This is a genomic window from Acinetobacter sp. ANC_7654, assembly GCF_056779855.1.
Map to the genome: position 1 here is coordinate 202,506 of NZ_JBWYIR010000003.1, position 13,481 is coordinate 215,986.

Below are 13,481 nucleotides of genomic sequence, written 5' to 3' on the forward strand. Positions count from 1 at the left end.
AAGACATTCATTATTTCGATTTTTGATACTGTTTTTTAGCAGCATCAATAAAACCAGCAAATAATGGATGACCATCACGTGGAGAACTTGTAAATTCCGGGTGGAATTGTACAGCAATAAACCAAGGATGTTGAGGAATTTCAACAGTTTCAACTAAACGTTGGATTGGTGAATAACCAGAAATTTTCATACCTTTTTCTTCTAAAGTAGGAATATAACGATTATTCATTTCGTAACGATGGCGATGACGTTCAATAATTTCTACTGAACCATACACTTCTGCAGTTTTAGTGCCTTCAACCAATTCTGATTTTTGAGCGCCAAGACGCATTGTTCCACCAAGATCAGAATCTACAGAACGTTGTTGTACTTCACCACGTTCGTCTAACCATTCCGTAATCAAACCAATTAAAGGCGATTTAGTTGAACGGTTAAATTCAGTTGAAGTTGCATCTACAATACCAGCAACATTACGTGCGTATTCAATGACCGCAAGTTGCATACCCAAGCAAATACCAAGGAATGGAATTCCATTCTCACGTGCGAATTTAATCGCTTGCATCTTACCTTCAGTACCGCGCTCGCCAAAACCACCAGGAACTAAGATTGCGTCAGCATCTTTCAACACTTCTGCTACATCTTGGCTTTCAAGTTCTTCGGCATTGACATAATCAATTTGAACTTTAACGCGGTTTTGGATACCCGCATGTAAAAGTGCTTCGTTCACAGATTTATAAGCATCTGGAAGTTCAACATATTTACCCACCATCGCAACACGAACAGTGTACTCAGGGTTTAATAATGCTTCTACGACATTATCCCAATCTGAAAGATCGGCTTCTGGTAAATCGTTATAACCAAAACGCTCGCAAATTAAATCATCAACGTCTTGTTCATAGAACGTACGTGGAATTTCGTAAATTGTGCGTGCATCTTTACACACCACAACTGCACGAGCTTCTACGTTCGTGAACAACGCAATTTTACGCTTTGTATCAGCATCAACATCGTGTTCAGTACGACAGATCAAAATATCTGGTTGAATACCGATTGAAAGTAATTCTTTCACCGAGTGCTGAGTTGGTTTTGTTTTCAACTCTGCAGCTGACTTGATATATGGCAACAACGTTAAATGCATCAGCATTGTGCGTTTGTGACCAAGTTCAACCATTAACTGACGAACAGATTCCATGAATGGGAGAGATTCAATGTCACCTACTGTACCGCCAATCTCAACAATAGCAACGTCATAGCCTTCGCCAGCGCGAAGAACACGTTCTTTAATATTGTCTGTAATGTGTGGAATAACTTGAACTGTTCCACCAAGGTAATCACCGCGACGCTCTTTATTTAAAACGTCTTGGTACACGCGACCAGATGTAAAGTTATTAAGCTTGGTCATTTTCGCACGACGCAAGAAACGTTCGTAATAACCCAAGTCTAAGTCAGTTTCCGCACCATCCTCTGTGACAAAAACTTCACCATGTTGGAACGGGCTCATCGTCCCTGGATCGACATTAATGTATGGATCCATTTTCACCATGGTTACTTTTAATCCACGGGCTTCTAAAAGTGCAGCAACTGAAGCAGCTGAAATACCTTTACCTAGTGATGAAACAACACCACCAGTAACGAAAATAAAATGGGTCATTGGGTTTCTCGTACAATCGAGCCTAAATCGGCCTGCAATGTTGCGCAATTTTACTTTACTCTGTACCTATAAAGCAAAGTCAATCCGCATCAATTCAAAGAACAATAAACAATTGGTTATTCTATCATCATTTCCAATAAAGATTCACGCACACTTTCAGTGATTTTCATCTGTTAATTTGCTGTTATACTACGTTAGTCGATCTAGCTAGTTTGTTTTGAGCAACTATGAATAAAAAACTTTTAATCGCTGGTGCAATCTTATCTGCACTCCTCGTTACTGCATGTGTAAAAAAAGAAGCGCCTAAGGAAGAAGAACAGGAACAAACTGTTGAAACAACTGAACAGGCAGAACAAATTGAGAACATAGAGATTTCTGAACCTGAAATCGAACCTGAGCCACCAACTCAAGTTGAAATTGAGCATCAGGAGACAAACAATACGTCAGCGACTATTCGTCGTGAATACCGTGATGCTCCTGCACAAACGAATCCTGCGCCAGCACCAACTGTTGAAAATGTAGAACGCCCTACACCTTCTCCAAGTGCATCAACGGGTGGTTCTCAATCTGAAGATGATGCTGTTGCCGCTGCTATTGCTGCTGCTACCCCTGCTTTAGAAAACTAATTTTCAGATTAAAAAACCGAGTGACATGACTCGGTTTTTTATGTCAACATGAATGAAAGTCAAATTGTTATTCATTTATAAACAACAAAAATTGTCAGGCTTTCTCTAATTCTAAAAAAAATTCTGCAATTAATTTGTGTGCCCAAGATTCTGGATTTTTATTACCTTCATAGAAACAGCAATGGCTTCCTTTTTTTGTGGTCACTACTGCCATGTTCGGCATATGTTGAATCACTTCTTTATAAGGCTCTAAATTGCGGATATGGCATACTGGATCGTCTTCCGAATTTAAAATCATCAACGGCACTCTAATCTTCTCAAAGACATAGATGGGATTTGTCGCTTTACAATATGCGTCATAATTTTCAAATCCAGCGAACTGATAATATGTTTTTTCAAAATCAAATAAATCTTTAGCAACACTCAGTTGCTTTAAACTTTCTAAATTTCGCCAATGTTGCTCATACGGTTTTAAAAAATGTGCATTTAACTTTTTTGCCATCAAACGGCTATAAAAAGGATGAACATTTGAAAAACCAGTTTCCGTATTGTATCCAGGACAAAGTGCGAAAGCCGCTTGAATTGGTGTGGAGCTTTCTTCCTCACCTAAATATCGAACCAATAATCCAGTTCCTGCTGAAGACCCAACTGCATACAATTTAGAATATGGTAAGCGCTGTTGAATACGTTCGATCTGCTCTCTTAGATCTTGCGTGTTTCCAAAGAGATTAATTTTAGGAACTGAAAGTGGTAGACCTGCATGCCCTCGTCTTAAACACAATGCGATACGCCAACCAGTTACTTGATGTAAGTCTCTGACCAATTCTCTCATACTGGCTGGGCTTCCAGTAATGGTATGTAGCACTAAGATAGTTGGCGTTTGCGCAGAAAGATGCATGCCATACCAAGCAATACCCGTCGTTCCGCCATCAGACATTGTTAACTGTTCAATGAAGTCATATTCTAATTTTACGGTTTTCTTTCGAACTTTATCAAAATACACCAAGTGAGCATGCGTATTCGAGAGCCACGGCGTTGGTCTATATTTATAATGCAAACGTTTCAAGTTTGAAATCACATGGGCTAACTCACCTTGCGGATTAAAATAGATTGAAGGTATAGCTGCACCAGTAAAATGATCAAGTTGGGTTTGAGTGAATTCTTGCATCCACTTGAAACGCTGATTAAGATTCATACAGACTCCGAATCTACTTACTCCAATTCATAAGCCAAAAACATGCCTAATTTATTTAGGTAGAAATTGAGCCATACGTTGGCCCATTTGCAACGCCAAAGCTTCTAAACCACTTTTAGGCCGAATCATCACCTCAAAGTCAATAATTTGACCTTGCTCATTAAACTGGATCATATCAATCCCTTTTAATGTTTTTTTACCGACATTTGCGGAAAATTCGAGCACAACACTGAGCCCATCTGCTGTATAGAACTCACGGTGATAACGAAAATTTTCAAAGATCTCAATCACATTGGTCAAAATAAAAGTAACAACTTGTTTGCCTGGATAAGGCTTAAACGCGACGGGTGATTTAAATACGACTTCTTCAGACAAAAGCTCATTCAATAGACTTAAATCACGTGTTTCAAGCATGTGGTGCCAACGTTGAATAGATTTTTGTGTGGTTTCGAGTGTCATTTTTATGTCCTTTTTGTTGTATCAGTCCAACCTTTTAGAAGAAAAGGGAGAATACTGCGTCAAGGAGAGGTCTCATTTAATTAAGTACCCTCTCCAAATCCTCTTCTTGCACTTTCATCTATAATATAAGAGAGAAATTTTATGGCTTAAATCTTGACAGCCAATTCAGCACCTTGACGAATCGCACGTTTTGCATCTAGCTCACCCGCTTCTTTCGCCCCACCAATTAAATGAACTTTTTTACCTGCCTGCTCAAGTTGATCAAACATAGCCGTATATGACTCTTGACCTGCACAAATCACCACATGATCCACGTTTAAGACGGTAGTTTGATCATTGATTGTGATATGTAAACCTTGGTCATCAATCTTGTTATACGTTGCACCTGGAATCATTTTTACATCGCGATTTTTTAATCCAGTACGATGAATCCAACCCGTCGTTTTACCCAAGCCTGCACCAACTGAAGTGGCTTTACGTTGTAATAAGTAGATTTCACGTGATGGCTGTTCTACTTGAGCAGGTTTTAAACCTCCTACATTAGAATATGATGTATCAATTCCCCATTCATCATAAAATTTTTGAGGATTCAAGCTTCCACTTTCCCCCTCATGGGTTAGATACTCAGCAGTATCAAAACCAATACCACCAGCACCAATAATCGCAACACGCTGTCCGACTGTTTTTTTCTCTCTTAAAACTTCGATATAAGACAACACTTTTGGATGATCAATTCCTTCAATATCTAAATGTCGAGGTGTCACACCTGTAGCGACGACAATTTCATCAAACTGATCTGTATTGAGCTCTTCAAAAGTTGCAGTATGGTTAAGTTTTAATTGAATTAAAGGCTGCAACTCAATTTTTCGCTTAAAGTAACGCAATGTCTCATAAAACTCCTCCTTTCCTGGAATCGTTTTTGCAATATTAAATTGACCACCAATTTGATCGGCTGCCTCAAAAATGGTGACCTGATGACCACGGTCAGCAGCATAAGTAGCAAAACTCAATCCTGCAGGACCTGCACCAATGACAGCAATTTTTTTAGGCGTATGGGTTTCTTTAAAAATGAGTTCAGTTTCATGGCATGCACGTGGGTTAACCAAGCATGACGCAATTCTGAGTGAAAAAATATGATCCAAACACGCTTGGTTACAGCCAATACACGTGTTGATTTCGTCACTTCTACCCTGTTCAGCTTTTAGTACAAATTCTGCATCTGCAAGCATTGGGCGAGCCATAGAAATCATATCTGCATGACCTGAAGCTAACACGTGTTCAGCCATTTCAGGGGTATTGATACGATTTGAGGTAATCAATGGAATATTAACTTCACCTTTTAGCTTTTCTGTCACCCATGTAAATGCTGCTCGAGGTACTTTCGTTGCAATCGTGGGTATACGCGCTTCATGCCAACCAATCCCTGTATTAATGATAGTCGCTCCGGCTTTCTCAATTTCTTTTGCAAGATGGATGACCTCCTCAAGCGTTGAACCGCCCTCAACCAAGTCGAGCATCGAAAGTCTATAAATGATAATAAAGTTTTCACCCACCTCTGCACGGGTACGTTTTACAATTTCAATCGGCAAACGAATGCGGTTTTCATAACTCCCACCCCATTCGTCATCACGGTGATTGGTACGTGCTGCGATAAATTCATTGATGAGGTAACCTTCAGACCCCATAATCTCAACACCATCATAACCTGCATATTGAGCCAGCTTTGCACAGTTAGCAAAATCATCAATGGTTTGATGAACTTCAGCCGAGCTTAAAGCATGAGGTTTAACTGGATTAATTGGTGCCTGAATTGCTGATGGTGCAACATTTTCAGGCTGATATGAATATCGACCAGTATGCAAAATCTGCATTGCAATCTTACCGCCAGCATCATGTACTGCTTGTGTAATGATTTTATGTTTCTCAGCTTCAGCAATCGAGTCTAATTTTGACCCTCCAGCAAAAGTCACACCAGCATCGTTGGGTGAAATCCCCCCAGTCACGATAAGACCGACCTGTCCTTGAGCACGCTCAGCATAAAATGCGGCCATACGTTCATAGCCACCTTCAACCTCTTCTAAACCTACGTGCATTGAACCCATCAATACACGATTTTTTAAAGTGGTAAAACCTAAATCTAGTGGTGCAAGTAAGTTTGGATAATTTGACATTCTGACCTCATGGCTCGCGTTTGCTTGCTATTATTGTGTGTTTCATGCAACTTGTTGCATAAATATATATTCTAATTTTGCTTTTTATGCAACATGTTGCATAATAAAGTTGATTCAACATTTTACGATATATGATTTATGTCTTTAGCACATGTTTTGTTGACCAGTCTCATTGAAAAACCAAGTACAGGTATTGAACTTGCGCGTCGCTTTGACCGTTCTATGGGATTCTTTTGGAATGCAACTCACCAACAAATCTATCGTGAACTCAATGCTATGCAAAAAAAAGGTTGGATTTCGACTATTGATGAAGGTGATCCCAACTCGAGAAAGAAAAAATATAAAGTTGATGCTCTAGGTCGAACTGAACTTGCCAATTGGATGGTACAGCATAGTGAGCCTGCCCAACTCAGAGAAGAATTGATGGTGCGTTTAAGAGCTGAAGCACAACTAGGTGGTAATAATGTGTTGACAGAATTGGAATCTCATTTAGAGATTCATAAAAATAAGTTAAAAATATATCAAGCGATTTACGATAAAGATTTTGCTAAGAAAGATAATGATGACCGTACACTCTATATTCATAAAATGATTCTTCAATTAGGCATTGAATTAGAGCAAGGTTGGATCAGTTGGTTAGAACGTGTAATTCCACAATTGAAAATAATGAATACAAAATAAAGGATATATCTATGCCATTTTTTACTATGCAAGATAACGAAAAATTATATGTTCGTGAAATTGGTCAAGGTGAACCTGTTTTGGTGCTATCTGGTTTAGGAATGCAAAGTTGGCAATGGATTCCTTTTTTTGCATTTAATTTAAAGAAATATAAATTTATTATTCCTGACTGGCGTGGTTTTGGTGGGTCTAAGCATTGTAAAATTCCAGATGCTGATGCTATTTCAAGTCACTGGAACGATATTCAGGCATTGATCAGTCAACGCCCTAGACAACAATATAAAGTGATTGCTTATTCTATGGGGGCAACTACTGCCATGCATGGTATGCAATATGGTCAATTTGCTGATCAAATCCAAGCATACTTGCATATTGATCAAACCCCTAAAATACCTTCTGATGAAACTTGGAGTTTCGGGCTATTGGGCGATCGCTATCCAGAGTTCAAAAAGCTACTCATCGAACTTTCTTCTTTTTTACATCAACATGAAAATTATCAAAACCTGAGTGAATTACCTACTCACTTAAGCCGCGAATTAGTCGAGCTTTGGGTTAAATTTTTATCTTTACAAGATAATCATCAATTGAGCGCTAAAATTTTTAAAACAACACTCAATCAACCGAAAATTCAAAAGTTAATCCTCCCTATGCAACGTCTCGACTATATGCGTTGGTACATTGACAACTATCTAAACCATAAAGAAGATTACAGAGCCGCGATCTCAAAGTTAGAATGTCCAGCAACTTTTTTTATCGGCGCTAAATCCGCACTCTATCCAGCGCAAGGGCAAAAGCTCATTGCTGAATCGGTTAAAAATCATCGTATCGTACTGTTTGAGCGCTCAGGGCATACGCCTTTGATCAATGAACCCATTAAATTCGCACAAGAAATTTCTAAATTTCTGAATCAAACTATATAAGCTCTAATGAATATTTGAATATTAAGTTGATCCAGACGTCATACGTGGGCATAAAATCAATAGGATGGAGATTGGATGAATCAGTCTAAAAAAAAGCTTGTGATTTTTTCGGGTGCTGGTATGAGTGCTGAAAGTGGTATCAATACATTTCGAGATAGCGATGGACTTTGGGAAAACCATCGCATAGAGGACGTCGCAACGCCTGAAGCTTGGCGTAACAATCCTGTTTTAGTACAGCGCTTTTACAATCAACGGCGAAAAAAAATTTTAGCATCTGAACCTAATGCAGCACATTTGGCGATTGCAGCACTTGAGCAACATTATGATGTCCATGTGATCACGCAGAATATTGATGACTTACATGAACGCGCTGGTAGTAAAAAAGTACTGCATCTTCATGGAAATATAAGACTAGCCAAAACCTCGGGGCCAGATGCTCAATTCACAGACAAATTTTACACAATTGAAGGAATTGAACTGGATATTTCTCGTGACTTCTGTGACGCTGGATATCCGCTTCGTCCACATGTCGTATGGTTTGGTGAATCCGTTCCCGCTTTTGAAGAAGCAGAAGTGATTTGCCAGCAAGCTGAAATCTTTGTTGTGATTGGAACAAGCTTAGCTGTTTATCCTGTTGCAGGCTTAGTACACAGTATTTCACCAAGCTGTGATGCGTATTATATCGACCCTAAAGCCGATCTCGGCCGTGTGCCACAATACTATACATGTATCTCAAAATCAGCAACCGAAGGAATGCAAGATTTGGCCAAACTTCTTTCTTCAGTTCAGCCAAATTGAGGCATGGGCTTATTTGAGTTTATCAAAATAAGGTTTTAACCATCGATATAACAAGAAGCCAAGTAAGACAATCAAATACAAAGGCCAAATCATTAATAAAAACACCAAAAGATCGAGCACAAATTGCCAGCCATATTTGATGCTATTCCAAACACGCTGAGTAAAGTGATCACCATTTAATCGCGCCACTGTATCAATATCAATATCAACCCTTTCTCGGACCAGTGTTGGTTGATTCAGTTGTAAACTGATCGTACTGAATTTAACACGGTCTTGAACTTCGAGTTGAGTGAGCCGTGTGATTTCATTCAAATGAGCTGGTCGTGCTTGACTTGAAATAGTCTGTGCTTGATTCATTTTTTCTTGAAGAAGCTTCAATTCAAAACGTTGTGCACTATAGCGTTGCTGATTCAGAAAAAACATTAAAGGTAAAAGTTGATTAACAACATGTGGGGCACGCTCACTCGGTACACGTAGCACCATAAAAGATATAGGTTCAACTTTTTCAAATACTTTTACTTTACCTTCTGAAATATTCTGACGTTTAAGATCAACCACATTGAAATCAATATCTTTTCTTTCAATAAATCCGCCTGCTTGAAGGGTTATTTTTTCAATCTCTAAACTGCTTTTCACCACATCTTTAACGGTAAAGTTAACTTGCGCCTCTCGAACCATACGACGAGTAAGATCAACCGAATTAACCTCTTGATTTAATATGACCTCAGGTTTTTACTCCTGGACGGGCAAAGTATTTGGTTCAGCCGCTTCTTGCATATCAACTTACGTATCAGCAGTGTTTTCTTGAACTGCTTCAGCAGAGTGTTCCTCTATTTTTTTTTGAACAGGATACCAGCAACATCGAACACAGCAGCGTGCTTATTACTATTCTTTTCATTCACTTTCTCTAAATTATAATGTTTGTATTGATGGCTCAAAATTTTAATTATTATAAACATTCAATTAAGAAATTATACTTAAAAGTTTCAATGAAAATGGCATACCTCATTGAATGAAATATGCCATCAATTCATATTCAATTGATTTTCAGATTCTATCTACTCTATTAGCTTACTTTGTCCATGTTCATATCATCGACAACATTACCCGCGATCTCAGACACTAAATTTTCAAAAGAGAAAATTTGATTTAACTGCTCTTGCGTCAAAAGATTCTGCTCAATGACAACTTGCTGAATGGTTTTATTTTCTGCAAGACAAACCTTCCCAATTTCATCACATTTGGCATGACCTAGAATCGGATCTAATAATGTGACGATACCAACACTTCGCATCACTGCATCGTAACAAGTCTGTTCATTTGCAGTAATACCTTGGATACATTTGTTTTCTAGTGTTTGCATTGCTTGAATTAATAAATTGGTTGATTCATTCATGGTCAGTGCAATTACAGGTTCCATGACATTTAATTGTAATTGCCCCGCTTCAGCTGCCATGGTCACTGTCAAATCATTACCAATGACTTTAAAAGCAATTTGGTTCACTACTTCAGGAATAACTGGATTGATTTTCGCAGGCATAATGGATGAGCCGGCTTGTAATTCAGGTAATCTAATTTCAGCTAATCCCGTACGAGGCCCTGAACTTAATAAGCGCAGGTCATTACAAATTTTTGAGAGCTTGACGGCTAAACGCTTTAAAGTGCTTGATAGAATAATAAATACGCCACAGTCACTGGTGGCTTCAACATAGTCTTCAGCACCTTGTAATTTCAATCCAGTAATTTGAGAAAGCGTTTGAACCACTTCTAGTGCATATCCATGAGGTGTGTTCACACCCGTTCCAATCGCAGTCGCACCCAAATTTATTTCTAGCAGTAAATGACGCATCTTTTGGATGAGGCGATAGTCTTCTTTTAATAGCGTCGCAAATGCACGAAACTCTTGTCCGAGTGTCATGGGTACAGCATCTTGGAGTTGAGTTCGCCCCATTTTAATTACGTGTTGAAATTCAGATGCTTTGATCTCAATAGCAGCGATTAATGAGCGAACTTGAGACAATAAATCTTCTAAACTGTAATATGTTGCTAATCTCAATGCAGTTGGATAAACATCATTGGTCGATTGCGATTTATTCACATGGTCGTTTGGATGAATTACATCATATTGACCTTTAGGCAAGCCGAGATACTCGAGTGCAAGGTTAGCCACCACTTCATTACTATTCATATTAATAGAAGTTCCAGCCCCACCCTGATAAATATCAATTGGAAATGATGATTTCCAACTTTCAGGCTGCTCAATCAGTTGATCACAAGCCCATTGAATCGCTTGGCTGACATCTTGACTCAATTTGGAAAATTTTAAATTTGTCTGTGCTGATGCTTTTTTTACCTGTGCCAATGCACGAATAAAATGTATGTTTTCACCTATTTGTTGATGCGAAATCTGAAAATTCTCCATCGCACGCAGGGTATGAATCCCATAGTAACGATCGAAAGGAACCGCTTTTTCACCGAGCAGATCATGCTCTATTCTTGTTTTATCAAATTGAACCGTAGACACTTTTATTACTCAACAATAATGCACCATTATCGTGCAATATCGATGATAGGCTTCATGCTTATTTTCACTATTGATTTAATACTTCTTTATGCAATAAAAAATTACAACTTCGCTGTTTAAGTGACAAATGTAACTTTATGTTAAAAATAATCATTTATAGAATTGTTTTAACCCTCAAAGTAAACTTTTTTGAAAAAATAGTCTTTGTAACCAAAATTACATTCAGTTTCACTAAACAACTATAAATCTCACTCAAATGTAACAGAGCGTAATTTTCAAAACGTGCTTGAATCAGCTCCTCGAATAATTCGATTAAAAATTCATCTCGGAAAGATGGTCATTTAGGACAGACAAAGGATGGCATAGCAATGAGCCAATTAAATCCTACGCTAATCACATTTATTTTTTATATTGTGGCGATGCTTGGCATTGGGCTTTATGCCTACAAAGCCACGAATAATTTTGATGATTATATTTTAGGTGGTCGGAGTTTAGGCAGTGTCGTCACTGCATTATCCGCAGGTGCATCAGATATGAGTGGCTGGTTACTCATGGGCCTACCTGGTGCAATTTATCTCTCAGGTTTATCCGAAGCTTGGATTGCCATTGGTTTAATTATCGGTGCTTGGTTGAACTGGCTGTTGGTCGCGGGTCGTCTACGTGTTCACACCGAAATACAACATAACGCATTGACTCTCCCCGACTATTTCACCAGCCGCTTTGGTGATCGGAAAAAAGTTCTTCGTATCATCTCAGCTTTTGTAATTTTGATTTTCTTTGCAATTTATTGTGCCTCTGGCATGGTCGCAGGTGCACGTTTATTTGAAAGCCTATTTGGTTGGGATTACAACACAGCCCTATGGATTGGAGCAGTGGCAACGATTAGTTATGTCTGTATTGGCGGTTTCTTAGCCATCAGTTGGACAGATACATTCCAAGCAGGCTTGATGATCTTTGCGCTTTTACTTGCTCCAGTAATGACCTATTTAGCCATTGGTGAAAATGCTCAGCAAGTTAGTGTCATTGTGGAATCCGCACGCCCATTAGCGAATAATTTACTTTCAGATCTCAGCACTGTAGCAATTTTATCTTCAATGGCATGGGGACTTGGCTACTTTGGTCAACCACATATTCTTGTGCGCTTTATGGCAGCAGATTCCGTGAAGTCTATTCCAGCAGCACGTCGAATTGGAATGACATGGATGATTCTATGTCTTGGTGGTGCAGTCGCTGTCGGTTATTTCGGAATCGCTTACTTTGATACGTTTCCTCAACTCGGTGCTGCAGTCAATGCAAATCCTGAAACTGTTTTTATGGAATTAACTAAAATTTTATTTAATCCATGGGTTGCAGGAGTGATTCTCGCCGCGATTCTTGCAGCAGTGATGAGTACCCTCAGTTGCCAGCTATTGGTATGCTCTACCACGCTTACAGAAGACTTATACAAAGCATTTATTCGTAAATCTGCATCACAAACCGAGCTGGTTTGGGTAGGTCGTTTGATGGTATTAATCGTTGCGATTATGGCGATCTTCCTTGCAATGAATCCGGGCAGCAAGGTACTCGGTTTAGTTGCTTATGCGTGGGCTGGCTTTGGTGCAGCATTTGGACCACTGATTATCCTTTCTCTCTTCTGGAAGCGAATGACCATCAATGGCGCATTGGCAGGTATGATTGTTGGTGCTGTTACCGTCATTGTATGGAAAAACACCATGGCTGATACAGGCGTCTATGAAATCATTCCTGGGTTTATTTTATCTTGGGTGAGTATTATGGTGGTGAGTTTATTAGGCCGCCCGCCAGCGCAAGATGTGACTGACCGTTTTGATGAAGCTCAACAGAAATATGAAATTGAAATGCAAGAAATCAAAAATGGAAGGTAATGAGAAATAAAAAATTAAGGGGCTTATAGCCCCTTTCTTATACATTTACTTTTTAAATGTTTGCTTAAGTTGCACTTGCGACGATTCCTTAATAACTTCCATCACTGGATAGCTACGGGTTTCTTTGATGCCTGGCAGTTGCCATAAAACCTGTCCAGAAATCTTGCGAAACTCTTCCATGTTGGCGCAACGGATTTTAACCACAAAATCAAACCCTCCGCTGATCATGTGACATTCAACAATCTCAGGGTAACTTCTGACTGCATCAGAAAATTCTTCTAATACATTTGGAGTTGTTTTATCTAATAAAATTTCGACAAATACCACAAAACTTCGATTCAGCAGATCTGGATTTAACTTGGCTTCATAACCTGTAATATATCCATCTTTGGTTAGTTTTTGTACTCGAGCAAGCGCTGCTGTGGGAGAAAGATTGACCATTTCAGCAAGTTTTATATTTGATAGACGCCCATCTTTTTGCAAGATATCTAAAATTTTTAAATCTGTACGATCCAAGGTCATCATTTGAGTCTGCATGCGAATTATTCTCTAAATTTAACTCTAATTATAGTG

At 38.9% G+C, this 13,481-nt stretch carries 12 protein-coding genes; 5 read left to right on the top strand and 7 right to left on the bottom strand.

The window, feature by feature from the left end; all coding sequences use genetic code 11:
- Positions 1–10: 10 nt before the first annotated feature.
- Positions 11–1,651: a CTP synthase gene (locus AC1M86_RS05335; RefSeq protein WP_035263731.1), complete on the bottom strand. Its 1,641-nt coding sequence runs from the start codon at positions 1,649–1,651 to the stop codon at positions 11–13.
- Positions 1,652–1,878: 227 nt separating this feature from the next.
- Between AC1M86_RS05335 and AC1M86_RS05340 the strand changes: the two genes are divergently transcribed.
- Entirely contained in the window at positions 1,879–2,277 is a 399-nt protein-coding gene (locus tag AC1M86_RS05340; protein WP_481607422.1) for an internalin, read from the top strand.
- A gap of 94 nt (positions 2,278–2,371) precedes the next feature.
- On the opposite strand, the gene AC1M86_RS05345 is transcribed toward AC1M86_RS05340, so the two are convergent.
- From AC1M86_RS05345 to AC1M86_RS05355, 3 genes are all read right to left on the bottom strand, one after another.
- Positions 2,372–3,472 carry a YheT family hydrolase gene (locus AC1M86_RS05345; RefSeq protein ID WP_481607423.1) on the bottom strand — a complete coding sequence of 367 codons (1,101 nt, stop codon included), beginning with the start codon at positions 3,470–3,472 and terminating at the stop codon, positions 2,372–2,374.
- Between the two features lie 51 nt (positions 3,473–3,523).
- Positions 3,524–3,931, bottom strand: a complete 408-nt coding sequence (locus AC1M86_RS05350) for a nuclear transport factor 2 family protein (RefSeq protein WP_481607424.1) — start codon at positions 3,929–3,931, stop codon at positions 3,524–3,526.
- A gap of 146 nt (positions 3,932–4,077) precedes the next feature.
- On the bottom strand, positions 4,078–6,102 hold the full coding sequence (locus AC1M86_RS05355) for a 2,4-dienoyl-CoA reductase FMN-binding domain-containing protein (protein WP_481607425.1): 2,025 nt from the start codon (positions 6,100–6,102) through the stop codon (positions 4,078–4,080).
- Positions 6,103–6,240: 138 nt separating this feature from the next.
- Here AC1M86_RS05355 and AC1M86_RS05360 point away from each other — a divergent pair, with 138 nt between their 5' ends.
- From AC1M86_RS05360 to AC1M86_RS05370, 3 genes are all read left to right on the top strand, one after another.
- Positions 6,241–6,783, top strand: coding sequence for a PadR family transcriptional regulator (locus tag AC1M86_RS05360; RefSeq protein WP_481607426.1), 543 nt, complete (start codon positions 6,241–6,243; stop codon positions 6,781–6,783).
- 11 nt (positions 6,784–6,794) lie between these two features.
- Complete coding sequence (locus tag AC1M86_RS05365) at positions 6,795–7,703, top strand: alpha/beta fold hydrolase (protein WP_481607427.1); 909 nt, start codon at positions 6,795–6,797, stop codon at positions 7,701–7,703.
- Positions 7,704–7,778: 75 nt separating this feature from the next.
- Positions 7,779–8,501, top strand: coding sequence for an SIR2 family NAD-dependent protein deacylase (locus tag AC1M86_RS05370; RefSeq protein ID WP_481607428.1), 723 nt, complete (start codon positions 7,779–7,781; stop codon positions 8,499–8,501).
- 9 nt (positions 8,502–8,510) lie between these two features.
- Here the strand turns inward: AC1M86_RS05370 and AC1M86_RS05375 are convergent, their stop codons facing one another.
- Both AC1M86_RS05375 and AC1M86_RS05380 read right to left on the bottom strand, forming a co-directional pair.
- Entirely contained in the window at positions 8,511–9,179 is a 669-nt protein-coding gene (locus AC1M86_RS05375; RefSeq protein WP_481607429.1) for a DUF4349 domain-containing protein, read from the bottom strand.
- A 388-nt stretch (positions 9,180–9,567) separates the two neighbouring features.
- On the bottom strand, positions 9,568–11,025 hold the full coding sequence (locus AC1M86_RS05380; protein WP_481607430.1) for an aspartate ammonia-lyase: 1,458 nt from the start codon (positions 11,023–11,025) through the stop codon (positions 9,568–9,570).
- Between the two features lie 368 nt (positions 11,026–11,393).
- Here AC1M86_RS05380 and putP point away from each other — a divergent pair, with 368 nt between their 5' ends.
- Entirely contained in the window at positions 11,394–12,908 is a 1,515-nt protein-coding gene (gene putP, locus AC1M86_RS05385; protein WP_481607431.1) for a sodium/proline symporter PutP, read from the top strand.
- Between the two features lie 45 nt (positions 12,909–12,953).
- Here putP and AC1M86_RS05390 read toward each other — a convergent pair whose 3' ends face one another.
- Positions 12,954–13,445 carry an Lrp/AsnC ligand binding domain-containing protein gene (locus AC1M86_RS05390; protein WP_035263751.1) on the bottom strand — a complete coding sequence of 164 codons (492 nt, stop codon included), beginning with the start codon at positions 13,443–13,445 and terminating at the stop codon, positions 12,954–12,956.
- Positions 13,446–13,481 lie beyond the last annotated feature (36 nt).